The 17884-nt window shown below is 49.1% G+C and carries 14 protein-coding genes; 1 reads left to right on the top strand and 13 read right to left on the bottom strand.

The features are described from left to right. The 8 genes from pknB to M5E81_RS04780 form a co-directional block, all read right to left on the bottom strand. Nucleotides 1-1965: a Stk1 family PASTA domain-containing Ser/Thr kinase gene (gene pknB, locus M5E81_RS04815; RefSeq protein ID WP_249748004.1), complete on the bottom strand. Its 1965-nt coding sequence runs from the start codon at nt 1963-1965 to the stop codon at nt 1-3. Then, complete coding sequence (locus M5E81_RS04810) at nt 1958-2704, bottom strand: Stp1/IreP family PP2C-type Ser/Thr phosphatase (protein ID WP_249748003.1); 747 nt, start codon at nt 2702-2704, stop codon at nt 1958-1960. Before M5E81_RS04810 ends, pknB begins: the two co-directional genes overlap by 8 nt. Next, nucleotides 2704-3759, bottom strand: a complete 1056-nt coding sequence (rlmN, locus tag M5E81_RS04805; RefSeq protein WP_249748002.1) for a dual-specificity RNA methyltransferase RlmN — start codon at nt 3757-3759, stop codon at nt 2704-2706. Before rlmN ends, M5E81_RS04810 begins: the two co-directional genes overlap by 1 nt. Nucleotides 3760-3774: 15 nt before the next feature. Further along, nucleotides 3775-5136 carry a 16S rRNA (cytosine(967)-C(5))-methyltransferase RsmB gene (gene rsmB / locus M5E81_RS04800; RefSeq protein WP_249748001.1) on the bottom strand — a complete coding sequence of 454 codons (1362 nt, stop codon included), beginning with the start codon at nt 5134-5136 and terminating at the stop codon, nt 3775-3777. Continuing rightward, nucleotides 5105-5920, bottom strand: coding sequence for a DUF116 domain-containing protein (locus M5E81_RS04795; RefSeq protein WP_009145216.1), 816 nt, complete (start codon nt 5918-5920; stop codon nt 5105-5107). Before M5E81_RS04795 ends, rsmB begins: the two co-directional genes overlap by 32 nt. Before the next feature lie 32 nt (nt 5921-5952). Continuing rightward, nucleotides 5953-6888, bottom strand: a complete 936-nt coding sequence (fmt, locus tag M5E81_RS04790) for a methionyl-tRNA formyltransferase (RefSeq protein WP_009145215.1) — start codon at nt 6886-6888, stop codon at nt 5953-5955. A 49-nt stretch (nt 6889-6937) separates the two neighbouring features. Further along, the gene (def, locus tag M5E81_RS04785; RefSeq protein ID WP_009145214.1) at nt 6938-7420 is read right to left on the bottom strand and encodes a peptide deformylase; all 483 of its coding nucleotides are present in this window, start codon (nt 7418-7420) and stop codon (nt 6938-6940) included. 168 nt (nt 7421-7588) lie between these two features. Beyond that, nucleotides 7589-8626, bottom strand: a complete 1038-nt coding sequence (locus tag M5E81_RS04780; protein WP_249748000.1) for a substrate-binding domain-containing protein — start codon at nt 8624-8626, stop codon at nt 7589-7591. 389 nt (nt 8627-9015) lie between these two features. Here M5E81_RS04780 and M5E81_RS04775 point away from each other — a divergent pair, with 389 nt between their 5' ends. Beyond that, the gene (locus tag M5E81_RS04775) at nt 9016-9426 is read left to right on the top strand and encodes an amino acid-binding protein (RefSeq protein ID WP_009145211.1); all 411 of its coding nucleotides are present in this window, start codon (nt 9016-9018) and stop codon (nt 9424-9426) included. Nucleotides 9427-9525: 99 nt separating this feature from the next. On the opposite strand, the gene M5E81_RS04770 is transcribed toward M5E81_RS04775, so the two are convergent. The 5 genes from M5E81_RS04770 to rlmD form a co-directional block, all read right to left on the bottom strand. Beyond that, nucleotides 9526-10560, bottom strand: coding sequence for a 3-deoxy-7-phosphoheptulonate synthase (locus tag M5E81_RS04770; protein ID WP_249747999.1), 1035 nt, complete (start codon nt 10558-10560; stop codon nt 9526-9528). A 126-nt stretch (nt 10561-10686) separates the two neighbouring features. After that, nucleotides 10687-12963: a replication restart helicase PriA gene (priA, locus tag M5E81_RS04765; RefSeq protein ID WP_249747998.1), complete on the bottom strand. Its 2277-nt coding sequence runs from the start codon at nt 12961-12963 to the stop codon at nt 10687-10689. A gap of 184 nt (nt 12964-13147) precedes the next feature. Further along, a complete protein-coding gene (locus tag M5E81_RS04760) occupies nt 13148-14569 on the bottom strand; it encodes an ISLre2 family transposase (protein WP_050787089.1) in 1422 nt (473 codons plus the stop codon). 645 nt (nt 14570-15214) lie between these two features. After that, nucleotides 15215-16255 (bottom strand): virulence RhuM family protein, encoded by a 1041-nt coding sequence (locus M5E81_RS04755; protein ID WP_367317906.1) that lies wholly within the window; start codon nt 16253-16255, stop codon nt 15215-15217. A 150-nt stretch (nt 16256-16405) separates the two neighbouring features. Further along, entirely contained in the window at nt 16406-17776 is a 1371-nt protein-coding gene (rlmD, locus tag M5E81_RS04750; RefSeq protein ID WP_009145206.1) for a 23S rRNA (uracil(1939)-C(5))-methyltransferase RlmD, read from the bottom strand. Nucleotides 17777-17884 lie beyond the last annotated feature (108 nt).

The following is a 17884-nucleotide window of genomic DNA, read 5'->3' as shown; positions in this document are numbered from 1 at the left end:
TTACAGGTTCCTTTCGGAAATGAGCTTGCCGTCACAGATGAACTGTACCTTGGCATTGCCTGCATATTCCACCTTCTGACGCAGACGCACGCTGCCGTTTTGTGTACCGCTGTACAGCGTTGCCGTGCCGTTGTCATCCGTCAGCACAATGCGTACGTTGGCAGGTTTACCGCTCGGTACGACAAAGTCAACGTAGGCGCTCTTCTTATCGCCGCCGGCAGCTACGGTAATCGCTACAGCCGCGCCGTCGTTAAGGTTACTGCCTACACCCGGGTTGCAGGCCAGAACTATATTCTTCTTGGCGCTGGCATCCTGAACCTTTTTGATTTCACCCAGCTTCAGACCTGCCTGCTCCAGCATGCCCTTAGCTTCGTCAATGGATTTGCCGATAATATTCGGAACCGGCTTGTCGCCTTCGTTGATTACCAAATCGATGGCAGTTCCTTTGGGAGCCTTGTCCAGGCCCTTCGGCGACTGGCTGAGAACAGCGCCGATTTTACCGCCGTCCACATGCTTGCGCGTCACCTTACCGACCTTAAAGCCTGCATCCGCCAGCTGCTGCTCCGCCTTCGACAGCGACATGCCTGTAACATCAGGCACAGCCTTCAGCTCCGCGCCCTTACAGATGGTCAGGATAATAAGGCTGCCCTGCTTACGTTTTTCGCCGGCCTTCGGGGACTGCTCCATAACAGTACCGGGCTTAAACTTATCAGGATCGCCGTATTTTTCCTCCAGCTCTACCTTAAACTGCTTTTCCTCCAGCAGCTTCTGTGCTTCTACTACCGTCATATTGGTAACATTAGGCACTGCAATTTCCGCCAGATTGCGGTTGAAGATAAAGTGCGCTACCAGCGAAATTGCTACTACAGCAGCAGTAATCATTACTATCAGTTTGGTATAATTCAGCTTTTTCTTAACCACTGGTTTTTCATCCCCTGTTTTTCCGGAAGGCATTGCTTCCTGCTTTTCCTGAATTTTTTCCGGCTCTTCTGTTACAGCCGGAGTTACCTGCTTCGGCGGCAGCTCACTGCGCACCGGCTTCATAATTACCGTAGCACCGTCATCACGGTTATCGACAACATTGCCGTTAGGCTTCACCGCGCCCAGCTCCTGATGATAGTCCTCGCTGCTGAACGGGAAGAGCTTCATCTTCAGGTTCAACAAATCGTGTCGCATCTGTCCGGCGTTAGCATATCTGTCCTCACAACGCTTTGCCAACGCCTTGTCCATAATCTCCTGCATGCCCTCGGGAACATTTTCCATATAGTCCTTCAGCTGCGGCACAGGCTTTTCTACATGCATCATAGCAACCGAAACCGCCGTTGTGCCGACGTAGGGAACCTCACCCGTAAGCATTTCGAAGAGCACTATACCCAAAGAATAGACATCGCTGCTGGCAGTAATCTTACCGCCGCAGGCCTGCTCCGGAGAAATATAATGCACAGAACCCATCACTGATTTGGAATAAACCATCGTCTGGTTCGTGACCATTTTGGCAATGCCGAAATCAGCGATTTTCGGATTCATATTTTTGTCAATTAAAATATTCTGCGGCTTGATGTCACAGTGAATAATGTTATGGCTGTGAGCATGCTGCAGTGCATCGGCAAGTCGCACAGCGATTTCCAGCACAGTATTCAGGCTCAGCTTATGCTCCTGCATATACTCCTTCAGAGTAACACCGTCAACATATTCCATAACTATATACTGATTGCTGCCTTCCGATACAACATCATAGATATTGATAATATACGGATGCACCAGACGCGCCGCGGATTTTGCTTCTCTGCGGAACTGCTCCAGCAGCTCATTGTCCCCCAGGAACTGGTCGCGCAGCATTTTCACGGCTACATTACGGTCCAAAAGCTGGTCGTGGGCCAAAAAGACTTCGGCCATACCGCCATAGCCAATCGGACGAATAATCTCATAGCGTCCGTTCAAGATGGTCTTGCCATTTTTATCCATTACAGCTTTCCTCCCCCTGCGTAGTTAAATCAATCAGAATCAGAGACACATTATCGCGTCCGCCGTTGTCCAGGCTCTGCTCCAGCAGTTTGTCAGCAGCCTGCTCCGGATCGGCACAGCCGATAATCCGGCTGATTTCGGCTGCACGCAGCATGTCGGACAGACCATCGCTGCACAGCAGCAGCCTGTCACCCTCCTGCAGACGGAAGCTGAAGAAATCAGCATTGACTGTTTCCTCGACACCCAGGGCTTGCAGCAAAATATTACGCTGCGGATGTACAAAGGCTTCCTCGTCCGTAATTTTTCCCTGTTCCTTTAAATCCGCTACCAGTGTATGGTCATGCGTCAGCTGCTCCAGCTTGTCGTTGCGGAACAGATACAATCTGCTGTCGCCTACATGGCAGCAGTAGCCGTGCCCATCCCCCGGCAGATAAAGCGCCGTCATCGTCGTTCCCATGCCGGAATAGCTTTCATTGCTCACCGCCATTTTAAAAACGTGCGTATTAGCCTTGTCAAAGGCCTCCAGCATAACCTTACGGATATTCTGTTCCTTCTGCTCATGGCGCAGGCTATGTGTTGCAGCCTCAAAGGCTTTAATAGTAGACCTGCTGGCAATTTCTCCTGCCGCATAGCCTCCCATGCCGTCGGCAACGGCAAAAAGAGAGGGCTCACGCACCAGCAGCGCATCTTCATTATTCTCTCTGACCAGGCCCACATGGGTTCTGCTGATTACCTGCATTATTTTTGCTCCTGTTCCTTGGCAAATTTAGCCCGCAGCTGACCGCAGGCCGCATCAATATCCTTGCCCATCTCCTTACGAACGGTAGCGTTAATCCTGTTTTTCTGCAGGATGCGCAAAAAGCGTTCTACTGCCGCTTTGGACGGGCGCTCAAAGCCCTGCTCCGGTACCGGGTTGGCCGGTATCAGATTAACGGATGCCTGCTTATAGCGCAGGTAATTGCTCAAAAGCTCCGCGTCCTGCGGACTGTCATTTTTTCCCTTCAACATAATATATTCATATGTTATCTGCCTGCCGCTGGCTTTGCTGTAGCTTTCGGCAGCTGTCAGCACATCCACGAAGGGATAACCCTTGTTGACAGGCATCAGCGCCGTACGCAGCTCGTTTTTGACTGCGTGCAGTGAAATTGCCAGATTTATCGGCTTGCCCTGCTCCTCCAGGCGTTTAATACCCGGAATGATGCCGCAGGTGGAAATCGTCATATTACGGTAGCTCATGTTGCAGGTGTCCTCGCGATGCAGAAAATCCAGCGCCTGCAAAACGCTGTCAAAATTCAGCATCGGTTCACCGCTGCCCATGACCACCACTCTGCTCACCATTGCTCCCTGCTCACGCAGACGCTCGTTGAACAGGTAAACCTGCGCCACGATTTCTGCCGCCGTCAGGTTGCGTACAGCACCCTTCAGGCCGCTGGCACAGAAAGCGCAGTGCATATCGCAGCCGACCTGGCTGGAAACGCACACGCTGTAGCCGTAATCATGGTGCATCAGAACCGTTTCTACCGAATTGCCGTCCGGCAAGCCCAAAAGCAGCTTACTCGTCATGCCGTCGGAGGAATTCTGCTCACGCAAAATTTCCAGACTGTGCGGCAACACGGTGAATTTTTCCTGCAGCACGGCAATATCGGCCTTGCTCAGGTTGTGCATAGCGGTAAAATCAAAGACCGACTTTTGGTACAGCCATTGAAATACCTGCTTGGCACGGAACTTTTTCAGTCCTGCTGCCACAAACAAATCCTGTAATTCTTCTATTGGTAAAGCAAAAATATCTTGCATTCTCTTACCTCTATATTACTGCTTTTTCATCAGCTTACAGATATAAAAGCCGTCGATGCCGTCATTCTGCGGCAGAAGCTGCAGCTCCTGTACCTGCTCACCCGTCAGCGGATGTGTGAATTCCACGCGCTGCCATTCGGGATGCTGCGTTAAAAACTCTTCCACCAGATAATGGTTTTCGCTCTGCTCAATCGTGCAGGTGCTGTAAACCATCGTGCCGCCGTCCTTCACATACTGTGCGGCATTCTTTAAAATTGCCAGCTGCAACGGCGGGAACAGCTTCAGATCCTTGCGTTGCTTGCGCCAGCGTGCTTCCGCACGGCGACGCAGCACACCCAGACCGGAGCAGGGTGCATCAACCAAAACTCTGTCAAACACGCCCAGCCATTCGCTGCGCAGCTGCAGAGCATCGTTCCGCAGTGCTTTGACGCTCTTCATGCCCAGACGGGCAGCGTTTTCGGCAATCAGCTCCAGCTTATGCTCGTGGATGTCGCAGGCGATAACCTCGCCCTTATCCTGCATAAGCTGTGCCACGTGCGTTGCCTTGCCGCCGGGAGCGCTGCACATATCCAGCACGCGCATTCCGGGCTGCGGCGCCAGCACCGGCGCTACCAGCATAGAGCTTTCATCCTGAATATAAAAATGCTGAGGCAGTGCTGCCAGAAGCGTATGCAGCGACGGCAGATGCTCTGCCACAATGCCGTAGGGACTCCATTCGGAAGCATGCACCTGCGCACCCATTTCCGTCAGATCCGCCAACAGCTTGTCGCGCGTAGTCACCAGCGTATTAACACGCAGGCACACCGGCGCAGCCGTATTATCAAACGCCAGCAGGCGTTCGGTACCGCCGCGTCCCCACGGTCCCAGCCAGCGCTTCACCAGCCAGCGCGGATGGTAATACTGCAGCGACAGATAATCGGCATCCTGCTTTTCGGTATCAGGCAGGACGAATGCTCCTGCTTCCTGCTTACGCAGCAGACCGCGCAGAACGCCGTTGACGAACTTGGCGCTGCCCTCATGGCTCACGGAGCGCGCCAGCTTCACAGCCTCGTTTACTGCCGCCGACGCAGGAATGCGCGTCATATACAGCAGCTGGTAGGTGCTGATGCGCAGTATCGCCAGAATATCACCGGCCACCTTGTCCAGCGGACGGCTGACACACTGCGCCAGATACCAGTCAAGCGTACCGCTGGCCTTTACCGTGCCGTATACCAGCTCCGTTGCCAGCCTTCTGTCAAGATCGCTCAGTCTGCTGCCGCGCAGATACTGGTTCAGCGCGATATTCGTATAAGCGCCGTCCTCCAGCACCATACGCACCAAAAGCGCCGCTGCTCCGCGGGCACTCTCAGGATAATTTGCTTTTTGTTCCTTCCGCATGCTTTGTTTCTTCCTCATCATCTTCCATAAATGCTAAAATTGCTGCTTCCAGCTTATTGATATCTACCCGTGTATTAAAGCAGGGACCGAAGGGACGCTCGTTTAAAACGCCCAGCACCGGCAGCGGAAATACATCCTGAATGCCGCTGGTCAGGTCACGCTCACAGGCCACGGCCACAATAGCTTTCGGCCTTGCCTGCTTAACCATCTGCCTTGCCAGCGTACCACCGGTGGCCACAGCAAAATGGCAACCGTACTTGTGCGCCAGCCCCAGCATAGCACCTACGCTGCAGCGTCCGCACTGACGGCAGTTCTCTACATTACGGGTTATCTTATGTACGCAGGTATCCAGCTGGATACAATGCGGTGTTAAAATCATAATTCGGTTGGCAGGCACCTTCACCTTATGCTGCAGCACCAGATTGTTGCTTACCTCGATAAAGGACTGCTCAATGCGGACGCGGGGAATATTGAACAAGCGTCCCAGTACTACCGCAAAGGGGAAGAGAATATTAATCGCCTTCCACGCCCAAAAATACAAAATTTTGAGCACCGGTATTCCCAATAGCGCCATGACAATTCCCAGCACGCCGCTGAGCATTGCCAGCACGATCAGTACGCCGAAAAAGCCGAAAATTATCGGCAGGAAACGGCTGATTTCATAAAGCCCCGGAAAGGTTACCTTCCAGACCACATAAAACATCAGCGCACCTAATACGGCACTAATGGAGGTCAAGGCCATAAATATACGTTTTTTGGGCTTAAATACACTATCTTCGTTCATTAAAAGATTACTCCTTCAATTTACAGCCTGCTTCAGGCAAGCAGATCGCCCTCCTGTACACCGCGGCCGTTCAGGAAAACCTGCGCCGGCATACGTTTTTTGGATTCGGGCTGTACCTCGGTGATTTCCAGTACGCCCTCACCGCAAGCTACAAAGAAGCTGTGCTTGCCGGTTTCGATAACGGTACCGGCAGCAGCAGCGCTGTTTTTGTCAGTCATTTTACTGCCCCATATTTTCAGGCCCTTGCCGTTCGGCAGCTTGGTAAAGGTGCTGGGTGCAGGATTAAAGCCGCGGATAAGGTTGTGTACCTCCTGTGCCGTTTTGCTCCAGTCGATATGCTCCATGCTGCGGTCGAGAAGTGTTGCATAGGTAGCCTGTTCGTTATCCTGCGGTTCCGCAACGGCAGTACCTGCCGCAATCTTGTCGATAACTTGCAGCAGCAGCGCCGCACCCTGCTCACGCAGAGCATAATGCAGCTCGCCCATCGTGGTATTTTCTTCGATAGGCACTACTACCTTATCCAGCATTGCGCCGGTATCCATGCCGATATCCATCTGCATAATCGTTACGCCCGATTCCTTTTCGCCCTTGATGATGGCATACTGAATCGGCGCCGCACCGCGATACTTCGGCAGCAGGGAAGCGTGTACGTTAATGCAGCCGTATTTCGGCAGCTCCAGAATTTCCTTGCTCAAGAACTGGCCGAAAGCAGCTACAACAATCAGCTCCGGCTGCAGCTCGTGCAGCAGCTCAACAAATTCGGGAGTTTTTACCTTTTGCGGCTGGTAAACAGTCAGGCCCTGCGCCAGCGCATATTCTTTAACCGGTGTTTGCAGCAGCTTGTTGCCGCGTCCCTTCGGACGATCCGGCTGAGTTACTACCGCAAGAATTTCATGCTTGCCGCTTTCACACAGCGCCTGCAGACTGCCTACTGCGAAATCCGGCGTTCCCATAAATACTATACGCATTTGTTTTCCTCCGTATATCTTTCTATTTTTTTCGTATCCCGGTCAGGATTTATCTTAAAGCATCCTCGGGATTTTCCTTCTGCTTAGGCGAAATGGTTTTAGCCTTGTCGATGAACAGAATGCCGTCCAGATGGTCCAGCTCATGCTGAATGCAAATAGCCAGCAGACCGCTTGCGGAAAGCAACATGCGTTGGCCGGTTTTGTCGGTGAATTCGCATTCCACATATTCGGAGCGTTCTACCTCGCCTTCGTAATCAGGCACGGAAAGACAGCCTTCGCTGCCCAGCACCTTGCCCTCGCGTTTAACAATCTCAGGGTTAATCAGCTCGTACAGGCCTTCGCCTACGTCGATAACTACTACGCGCTTGCTTACACCCACCTGCGGTGCTGCCAGGCCTACGCCGTCGGCCGAATACATTGTTTCTGCCATATCACGCAGCAGACGCTGCAATTTTTTATCTATACGCTCTACCGGTTGAGCCACCTCACGCAGCACCGGAGCGCCGGCAATCACTATTTTTAACTTAGCCATTTTTGTTCCTCCTTATATCTATTCCAATAGTTCATTATAACACATTACTACAGGAAAAAACAAATTCTCTGCACAAGCTTCCTCATATATTTAAGTAAAGACTAAAAAGCCTTCTGCATCAGGCGAATTTCGCGTCAGAAGCAGAAGGCTCTTAAGCTTTTTTGTTATTTATTTTTTATAATTGTTTTTATCTGCCATACGGATACCGGTATTTACCAGCTTCTGTGCAGGCTTGCTGCCATCTTTTGCTGCAGCAGCGGCAGCCATCACAGCCTCGTAGCCCATTTTGTACTGATTCTGTACGGCAACGGCGATACTATAGTTCTTGTCCTCCAGGCCAAGCAAAGTCTTTTTACCAAGGTCAAAACCGGTAACGACAATATCCTTGCGGCCTGCAGCCATTACAGCCTCCACGGTTGCATTGGTGGAGCCGTTGTTGCAGGCAATAATGCCTTTAACATTATGAGTGTTTTTGATTTTTTCGGTAACCAGCTTAAATGCGCCCGCTTCATCACCATAGTTGATAATATAATCATGTTCGATTTTCCAGCTTGCAGAAGCAAATTTACCCCAGTTTGCCATAATGCTGTTCAGACGGTCGGAAATCGTAGTGCTGGCCAAGGTGCTGACATGTACCAGAACCGTTGCCTCCTCGGATTCCTTCACGCCGCTAGCCTTCATCTGCTCTACCATTTGCTGGCAAACCTCGGCACCAGCTTCCAAGTTATCGGTAAGGAAGGCTGCATCATAATCATTGCTGCTGAGTGCAGTATCAACCAAAAATACCGGCAACTTCTGCTCGCGCAGTGTTTTCGCACTTGCCGTCATATTGGAGCTGTCCGCCGGAGCAAGAATCACTGCATCTGCTTTTTTGCCGGGAAGCTCCTTGACCATATCGCGTTGCAGCTCCCAATCGCCGTCCTTCATAACGCCGCCGACATAAACGTTAACGTCAGCCTTAGCTGCGCCGTCCTTAATGCCGCGGATAACTTCTTCCCAATAGTTACCCTTCATAACCTTAAGTACGGCATAGACGTTTTTGCGTCCTTCCTTTACTTCCGTCACAGGCTCAAAATCCTGCTTGGATTTGGCGTTCATAACCTTTTGTGTTACCGCGCCCTGTTGCGCATTGTTGCCGCCGCAGCCTGCAACGCCTACAAGCAGTAAAGCCGAGAATAAAACTGCTAATAATTTCTTCATACCCATACTATCAACCTCCGCTTATTTATATGAGTAACATTTCAAAACTTGCTCATATGTTATCAATAATATTATAACACTTTTACAAGAAAAATCAAGCAATTTGTAATCTTTGTTTGTTTTAACCTAAACTCAATAACCACGTAAACATTAAAGAATAATAGACTCAGCAAGCATTGTATTTATCACAAATCAAAGCTGTTTTTCTGCGTTCAAATCAAAGCTAAATATTATTTTTGTCCTCTTTCACTTCACAATAGCTTGCGTCAGGTAAAGATAACTTTACAAAAGCCTCTTTCTTCTCATCAAAGTTTGTGCTATAATCTTTTATTAAGCAAGCAAAAACTGACAACAGTACAGCCCGCTTTATGATAATTTAGGGAGGATTTTTACATATGCTGAACCAGATTTCTTTATTCACCGAAAACAACGAGGGTGGTTTGTTCAAAATCACCACCATTCTTGCTAAAGCCAATATCAATATTTACACTATGCTGGCCAATGACAGCGCGGAATTCGGCATCGTGCGCCTGATTGTGGACAAGGCAGAAACTGCTATCGAAGTACTGAAGGCAGAAGGCTACCAATGCCGTCAGGACAAGGTTATTGCTGTAGAGATGAACGATACTCCGGGTTACCTGGACGGCATTCTTTCCGCTATTCACGGTGCCAACATCGACATTTCCTATCTGTATATTTCCTTTAACCGCGACAATGTTAAACCAGTAGTAGTTTTTAAAACCAACGAGCCGGAAACTGCCACCTTCCTCATCGGTCGTGGCTACAAGCTGCTGGAAACATTTTAATAGCTGAAATATTTTAAAGGCCGCCCGCTGAAGCAGGCGGTCTTTTTGCATGCAAAAAAGCTGCCGCAGCCTTCGCTACAGCAGCTCATACTTATCAGTTTACAGTTCTTCCGCCAGGTCAAGCAACAGTCTTGCCGTCTTTTCCCAACCCAGGCAGGGGTCGGTAATAGATTTGCCGTAGACGCCATCATGCACGCCCTGAGCACCGTCCTCGATATAGCTTTCAATCATCAGGCCCTTGACGATTCTGTTGATATCAGCATTCAGCTTGCGGGAATGCACAATATCCTTGGCAATGCGGATTTGCTCCAGATATTTTTTGCCGGAATTGGCGTGGTTGGTATCCACAATAATCGCCGGGTTCTGCAGCTGACGCTCCGCATACATATCAATAACGATTTTCAGCACCTCATAATGGTAGTTGGGGAAACTGTTGCCGATGGGGTCTACATAACCACGCAAAATGGAATGCGCCAGCGGGTTGCCCTTGGTGCGTACCTCCCAGCCACGGAACAAAAATTCCTGCTCATGCTGCGCTGCCGCCACACTGTTGAGCATAACGGACAAATCGCCGCTAGTAGGATTCTTCATGCCAACGGGAATGCCTACGCCGCTGGCAATCATACGGTGGAGCTGGTCCTCGCTGGAGCGCGCGCCAACTGCGGCATAGCTCAGCAAATCGGACAGATAGCGGAAAACCTCGGGATAGAGAATTTCCTCTGCACCGGTCAGGCCGGTTTCTTCTACCACGCGCACGTTCATTTTACGGATAGCGATAATACCACCCAGCATATCCTCTTCACCCTCGGGAGAAGGCTGGTGCAGCATACCCTTATAGCCTACGCCGATAGTACGCGGCTTGTTGGTGTACAGACGCGGTACGATAAAAATTTTATCCTGTACCTTTTCCTGCAGCTTGGCCAGACGATAAACATAGTCCAGCACAGCATCCTCATTATCGCTGGAGCAAGGACCGATAACCAACAAAAAGCGGTCATCCTTGCCTGTAAAAATATTCTTTATAGCCTCGTCACGCTGCAGCTTCAGCAGCTTCGAAGCCTTACTTACCGGATAATCCTCCATTAAGGCCTGCGGTGACGGCAGCACCTTGATAAATTCCATCTGCATGCTCATAAACAATTACTCCCATTAATCAATTTGCTGACACCGGCAGATTTTTGCAACATTCTACCGGTATTAGCAGTGTCAAATCTTCTATATTGTAACACAAACTCTGTTTTTATACAATCATTTACCATGTTAAATTACACTTACAGGGTCAACATTAAAGTAAAGATTAGGCTTTTCCTTGAATTCACTGTTCAGCAATGCTTCCTTTGTTTCCCTCAAATCCTGCGCCTTCAACAGCACATTGAAACGGTACAGGTCATAGGCCTTTGACACCAGCGAGGGGAACGGTCCTGCAATCAACAAATCCTCCAGTTTGCCTTGCAGCTTTAAGCTCTGCAGATAGAAGACAACCTGCTGCGCCAGCGCCAGGCCTGCACCCTCATCCTTATCCACAACCTGCAGCTTAAGCATCTGGGCGAACGGCGGATAAAAATAGTTCTGACGTTCCTGCAGCTCGCGCTTGGCAAAGGTGTCGTAATCCTGCGTCACCGCCAGCTGCAGAATCGGGTTATCCGGATCATAGGTCTGGAAGATTACATGTCCCGGCCTGTCACCGCGTCCCGCACGCCCCGCTGCCTGCGTCAGCAACGAAAAGGCGCGCTCCGACGCTCGGTAATCCGGCAGATGCAGCGTACTGTCCGCCGCCAGTACTCCCACCAGCGTTACATTGGGAATATCATGTCCCTTCGCCACCATCTGCGTACCAATCAGCACATTGGCCGCACCGTCGGCAAAGCGCCGCAGGATATCGGCATGCGCAAACTTCGCCACAGTCGAATCCTGGTCCATGCGCAACACACGCACCTCCGGCAGCTGCTGCAGCTGTTCCTCGGCCTTCTGCGTACCGCTGCCGAAATATTTGATTCGGCGGCTATGACAGTTGGGGCACTCCTGCGGCAGCGGCATCGTGTTACCGCAGTAATGGCAACGCAAATCCTCGTTCTTCTTGTGGTAAACCATTGCTACGGCGCAATGCGGACAGGTAATCGTCTGGCCGCAGTCGCGGCACATCACAAAGGTAGAATAGCCACGGCGGTTTAGGAGGACAATCGCCTGCTCCCCCGCCGCCGCCGTCATCACTAACGCCTGCTGCAGCGCGCGCGACAGCACGCTGAAATTGCGCGCCTCCAGTTCCTTGCGCATATCCACGATCTCAACCTTTGGCAAAGCAGCACCATTAGGACGTGATGTAAGATGCAAATGTGTACATTCGCCCTGCAGTGCCTTATAATAAGTGCATAAATCCGGCGTCGCACTGCCAAGCACCAAAGCTGCGCCGGTCAGGCGGCAGCGGGTGCGGGCAACATCACGTGCATTATAATGCGGACGGTGGTCCTCCTCCTTGTAGCTTCCCTCATGCTCCTCGTCGACAATCACCAAGCCAAGCTTTTCAAACGGAGCGAACACAGCACTGCGCACGCCAATCAGCACCCTTGCCTTGCCTGTGCGCATGCGGTACCACACGTCGCCTCTTTCGTTCTGCGATAGCTTACTGTGCGCCACGGCAATCTCGCTGCCGAACCATGCCTGAAAGCGCTTCACCAGCTGCGCTGTCAGCGCAATTTCCGGCACCAGCATCAGCACCTGCCAGCCTGCATCCACAGCATGAGCCGCCGCACGCAGGTAAACCTCCGTCTTGCCGCTGCCCGTAATGCCCTGCAGCAAAAAGGACTGCGCACGCTGCGCATCTATCGCCTGATTAATCTTTACTGCGGCATCCTGCTGCTCCGCCGTCAGCTGCAGGCTTTCGCCACGCTCCTGCTCTGTGTTATAGCTGTTGCGCAGCACACGCTTCTGCACTGCGTCCGCCAAACCGTTCTGCGCTAAAGCGCGCGCTACCGCGGAGCTCACACCCTGCTGCGCCAACTCGCTCACGCTCAGTGCTCCTGCAGCCTGTGCCAGTACGCCCAGGGCAGCATGCTGCCCCTTGGCACGTTTGGCAAGCGTTCCTTCAGCCAACGCCTGCCTTCCTGCAGCATTGATACGGTAAGCCAACACAGTTTTTTCCTGCAAACGCTCATTATAAACATAATAAAGCAAACGTCCCTGCGCATCACGCACGGCACGCCGCTTAATGCTCGATTTTCCCGGCACAAAAAGGCGCATCGCCTCTGCCAGCGAACACATATAATAATCTGCCATCCATTTGGCAGTAGCCAGCATTTCCTTATCAAACCAAGGAGTATCGCCCAAGGCTGCCTCCACCGGCTTCAGCTTACTTCTCAGCACTTCATCACTAGGCAGCGACACACGCTCCACCACAAAGCCTTCCACCTTCTGGCAGCTGAAGGGAATAACTACACGCCAGCCGCTGTCTATAAACTGCAGTGCTTCCGGCACACTGTAGGTAAACTGACGGAATAAATTTTTTACTGGTAAATTTATCGCAACATTAACAGCAAACATGGCAACCTCCTGCAAACATACTTGTAGTTTATTATAGCATAAATCAGGGAGAATGCGGAGAGCGTTTATATAAAAAGGGCCGCGTCAGTTTACTGTAGGAATCAAAAGGACAGACTCCACCAATTTTGTCTTACTAATTAAGTTATTCGAGCTTGGCATACCATTCAAGGGCCGCCAAGCATTCTCAAAGTCTAACTTGGTGTTGGAACCACATCTTTTTAATGGTCTGGGAGCTTACTCCACACTGAATTCCATCAAAATATTTACCATAGGGTCTGCGAGCTTTGTTTTCAAAAGCAATCATTTGTTGTGGTGTAAAGCAAATCTCATCTTCTTCGATTTCAATAGGCTTCTTTTGGAATCTAACAAGATCTATCATCTTTCCGCCGTTCAAGCTGTATGCTCTGAGCCTTGCCATTGCATCAGCACCTACCAAACTCCACGCCATTGGCCTACTACTCATTCTAGCGCTCAATACATGGCTCACATGCCCTTCTGCGCTGCATGCCACCAGTCCTTTGGCCCTACTTAATCTAGCTTGGGCAGCTTTGAAATTATTCAGAAGATAATCTAGACCATCCAATAGCCTCTTCTCATCCGCTTTGGTATCCGTTCCTTCTGCTATTTTCTTTACTAATTTCTGCAATTCTTTTGGTTTTCCTGCTGCAATCAGAGAACAAATTCTACTTCTTGCGTCTCCTGCTGCTCCTTTAAGGCATGCTGTCATCCTAAACAGGGTTTGGTTAAGATGAAAACCATCCAAAACATATTTAGACTTATCTAGGTGTGACAAGGCTGTTTTTATCCACATACCTCCATCCGCATTTATATAAATTCTTTTTATCTTATCTAAATCATAATGTTGTTCAATATATCTATATACTTGTACCCATAACCTTTTATTCTCCTTGCCTGAATATAGGCCACAGAAGTAGTGTGGATTTACTAATCTCCTGCGTTTGCTTCCAGGATATTCAGACTCTATGCCTTCGTAGACATATACCATTTTGGTAATTGTAGAATGCAATTCTCCTGCCTTCTGTAATGCAATATGGTCCTCGTCAGCATCTACATAAAGGTATTTTACTACCTTTTTCTCCCCGCTATATTTCTCTTTGGGGAAATGCAACTCATGGACTATGTCCATAACGGCCTGTTTGCTCACCATATCCAGAATGCTGGCGTTTTCACCTGCTTTCCGGTAAGAGGTCTGAGAAGCTTCTTTAAGGATACATGCCTTGGCGTCCTCACTAATACGTTCATGGCTCTCTATCTTTAGATATTTATCTAAAAGATACTCGCTCTTGCCAGTTGCCTTATGTTTAAATAGAGTTTTATGAAATATAATTGGTCCCATGGAAGTAAGTAGCTGCTTCAAGTCAGTACGAACTACATGCCATTTCTGCTTTCTTGCTTCACTTTCTACGAGGAATTGGTTGCAATCCTCCAACGTCTCAGAAATAATATCCAGACCAAACTTCAGAACTTCTTGTTGAACATCGTTAACAAAGCTAGCTATGTCTTCCGGATGGGAAATAAATTTTTCAATAGCTTTTTGCAAATTATAAGTGCCAAATGCGACAAAACGTTGTATACTAGTATGCAAAGAGAACACCTCCATTGTGTATTTGTTTTTGTTTGGTCACTTAATCATAACACAATTTGGTGTTCTCTTTTATTTTTATTTCCCGTTTTTCCTACAAAAACTTTACGCTAGCATATAAAAAGCGTTCTACCGCAGTCATGTAGAACGCCTTTTGCAGCTTTATGCTGTTTTACTGTTATGCTGTCAATTTGGAGGCAAGCTCACGTACTTCTGCTTCTACCGAAGTTTTATCTTTCATAACCGCTAAGGTTTGCCTTTAATCTTTATGTTTACTTCTTTCGTCCCCGAAAGAAGTAACAAGAAAGGAGCGCGCTTTACCAAAGCGCGGGAAACAGTCGCTTTTTTGCTCGCACAAAAAGCTTAGCAAAAAATGCTTTACCATATTCTCTTTGGTTCGTAGTAAACTAACGACTACTGAAACACATTAACGATTATGGAAGTATTTTTTGAGGTTTAGACTAACGCAAAGTTTAATCCCCTGATACAAGTCTTAGACAAACCACAAAGCACTTCATGGGTTACGAAGAACTTTTGCAAGAATTCGAACAAGCGCTAGTAACAGTAAAGCGGCCCTATTCAAACTGTTTGCATAGATCAAAATCACTGTTTCAGCACTTCGTCATATTTCATAATCTCGCACTGAGACTAGCCATTATTTTTTGCTTTCTCTTCCAGTTCCAACATGTACTTATCAAAATCAGACATAAATAATCTGTCTTGAATGACACGATATTTTTCAAATTCAGTTTCGGCATGCAGCTTTGCAATTGCTTCTGACACCTTCCCTGCATCCTGTAAAACACCATATTCAAACATTTCAATGAAACTGTTAAGTCTCTTCTCCCAATCCTCCATAGTAAGAGGAATATGCCTTAATGTCATGTTCTCTGCGAAATCCAAGTATGCGGTAACCATACGGTTTAATTGCTGCAATTCATTTTCGCTCAGATAATTTTTTGCAATCGTCACATCACTTTTTTTAATCTTGCCGTCTGGAGCATCTGCCCATGTAGTAAGTCCCATATGTTCCTTTTGATGGTCGGCGCGTTCTACAATCAATTCAGCTGCAGTGTGACCGTGAATTGCATAGTGCATTTTGTTCTGAATAGTTGCGTAAAACCGTTTCGTTGTTGCAGAGGTTTTGTCATAATCTATCGCAGTAGCATAAATATCTGTGATTTTCTGATAAAACTTCCTTTCGCTTGCGCGAATTTCTCTGATACGTTCAAGCTGTTCATCAAAGTATTTATCCGTCAGATAAGTGCCTTGTTTCAGGCGTTCATCATCCATTACCCAGCCTTTAATGGTGTAGTCCTTGGCAATCTTATTTACCCATTTACGGAACTGCACTGCACGCTCAGAATTGACTTTAAATCCTACTGCAATAATCATCTCCAAAGAATAGTGATTTGTGCTATAGCTTTTTCCATCAGCAGCAGTTATTCGATATTTTCGAATAACTGAACCCTCCTGTAATTCACTATCCTCGAATATCTTTTTAATATGATAATTTATGGTGTTTACACCTACATCATACAAAGTTGCCATCACTTTCTGTGTCAGCCATATATTCTCATCTTCGTAGCGCATCTCAATGCTGTCCTGCTGGTCCCCCACAGAGGCAACATAAGTCAGATATTCCGCTGCGCTGGAACGGATGGTTATTTCGGCTTTGTTTTTTACCAATATCCCCACCACTTTCTCTCAAATCAAATTTATCAGCACAGTTTAACAGTACCACAGTTTCAGCGGTTCGCCGTCTCCAATCATGCTTCGCTCTCGCTCGCATTCTTGGACGGCTATCACATGGTGCGCACCAGCTGCTCACCGCGTCGCTCAGCTCCTAGTGAGCAGGGTGACGCACTCAACATGGCTAGTCATCGGGAACATATCCACCGGCTGCGCTACAATCGCCTTATACCCATGCTGCTCCATAAACGCCAAATCACGTGCCAAGGACGCAGGATTGCAGGACACATAAACAACGCGCTCAGGCTGCACCTCGGCAATCGCTGCCAGCACCTTCTGCTCGCAGCCCGCACGCGGAGGATCCACTACCACAACGTCCGGACGCACGCCGCCTGCAAGCAGCTTCGGCAGCTCCACAGCAGCATCACCGCAGATAAATTCCGCATTAGCGCATTTATTTTCTTCTGCATTTTTCTTGGCGTTTTCAATCGCAGGCGCTACAATCTCGATACCATAAACCTGTTTGGCGTGACGTGCAAGATACAGAGAAATCGTACCTGTACCGCAGTAAACGTCCACCACGGTTTCCTTGCCGCTCAGCGCCGCAAACTCCAGCGCTTTGTTATACAGCTTTTCTGCCTGCTCGCTGTTCACCTGGAAGAAGGCCTGCGCGGAAATATGGAAGCTCAGGCTGCCCAGACTGTCCTTAATCGATTCCGGTCCGTACAGCACGCGCGTCTTGCTGCCCATGACCACGTTCGTCTGTTTTTTGTTGATGTTCTGCACTACGCTCACAAGTCCCGGAACATGGCGTTTCAGCCATTCAATAAGCACGCCGCGGTGCGGAATGTCATAGCCAGAGGTAATAATAACCGCCATCACTTCGCCGCTGTGTACGCCCACGCGTCCCATAATATGGCGCACAAGTCCTTTGCCTGTCTTTTCGTCATAGGCGCTGATGTTATAATGCTGCATCCAGGTGCGCACTGTTTTCATAATTGCATTGTTCGCCTCTTTGGAAATCATGCAGGCATCCGTATCTACGACGCTGTGTGTTGCCGTCGCATAACAGCCTATCTGCAGCACACCTTCAGCATCCGCTGCCGCGGGGAACTGCATTTTGTTGCGGTAGCTCCACGGCTCCGCCGCCCCCAACACCGGCAATGCCTCTAAATTAAGATGTCCGATTCTAGTGAGCGCATCCTGCACCTGCTGACGCTTGCACTCCAGCTGTCCCTTGTAGCTCAAATGCTGCAGCTGACAGCCGCCGCATTCCTTATACACCGGACACGCAGGCTCCACACGCTCGGCAGATGCTTTGACAATCTCCTCCAGCGCACCAACTGCATAGCTTTTCTTCACCAGCGTAATAGTTACGCGCACCTCTTCCTCCGGCAGCGCGCCTTTGACAAAGACTGTAAATCCTTCATACTTGCCAACGCCCTCGCCGCTGCTGCCAAGACCATTGACAGTTAACGTAATATTATCCCCCTGTTTTACAGGAATTATCTGCTTCATATATTTCCACCTGACTTTTTCGATTTTATTGTATATATATCTAATTATATCACAAAAACAGCCTGCAAAGAAACAGCAGCACGCTAAGATAATGCTTTACATCAATTC

It is taken from the genome of Phascolarctobacterium succinatutens, assembly GCF_023497905.1.
Lineage (GTDB): Bacteria > Bacillota > Negativicutes > Acidaminococcales > Acidaminococcaceae > Phascolarctobacterium_A > Phascolarctobacterium_A succinatutens.
The sequence above is the reverse complement of the archived record's forward strand: the minus strand, read 5'-3'. Positions and strand labels throughout refer to the sequence as shown.

What these genes read in the sequence shown, in the direction of transcription:
- pknB (WP_249748004.1), bottom strand. Translation starts at nt 1,965, where the DNA reads ATGGATAAAAATGGCAAGACCATCTTGAACGGACGCTATGAGATTATT.
- M5E81_RS04810 (WP_249748003.1), bottom strand. Translation starts at nt 2,704, where the DNA reads ATGCAGGTAATCAGCAGAACCCATGTGGGCCTGGTCAGAGAGAATAAT.
- rlmN (WP_249748002.1), bottom strand. Translation starts at nt 3,759, where the DNA reads ATGCAAGATATTTTTGCTTTACCAATAGAAGAATTACAGGATTTGTTT.
- rsmB (WP_249748001.1), bottom strand. Translation starts at nt 5,136, where the DNA reads ATGCGGAAGGAACAAAAAGCAAATTATCCTGAGAGTGCCCGCGGAGCA.
- M5E81_RS04795 (WP_009145216.1), bottom strand. Translation starts at nt 5,920, where the DNA reads ATGAACGAAGATAGTGTATTTAAGCCCAAAAAACGTATATTTATGGCC.
- fmt (WP_009145215.1), bottom strand. Translation starts at nt 6,888, where the DNA reads ATGCGTATAGTATTTATGGGAACGCCGGATTTCGCAGTAGGCAGTCTG.
- def (WP_009145214.1), bottom strand. Translation starts at nt 7,420, where the DNA reads ATGGCTAAGTTAAAAATAGTGATTGCCGGCGCTCCGGTGCTGCGTGAG.
- M5E81_RS04780 (WP_249748000.1), bottom strand. Translation starts at nt 8,626, where the DNA reads ATGGGTATGAAGAAATTATTAGCAGTTTTATTCTCGGCTTTACTGCTT.
- M5E81_RS04775 (WP_009145211.1), top strand. Translation starts at nt 9,016, where the DNA reads ATGCTGAACCAGATTTCTTTATTCACCGAAAACAACGAGGGTGGTTTG.
- M5E81_RS04770 (WP_249747999.1), bottom strand. Translation starts at nt 10,560, where the DNA reads ATGAGCATGCAGATGGAATTTATCAAGGTGCTGCCGTCACCGCAGGCC.
- priA (WP_249747998.1), bottom strand. Translation starts at nt 12,963, where the DNA reads ATGTTTGCTGTTAATGTTGCGATAAATTTACCAGTAAAAAATTTATTC.
- rlmD (WP_009145206.1), bottom strand. Translation starts at nt 17,776, where the DNA reads ATGAAGCAGATAATTCCTGTAAAACAGGGGGATAATATTACGTTAACT.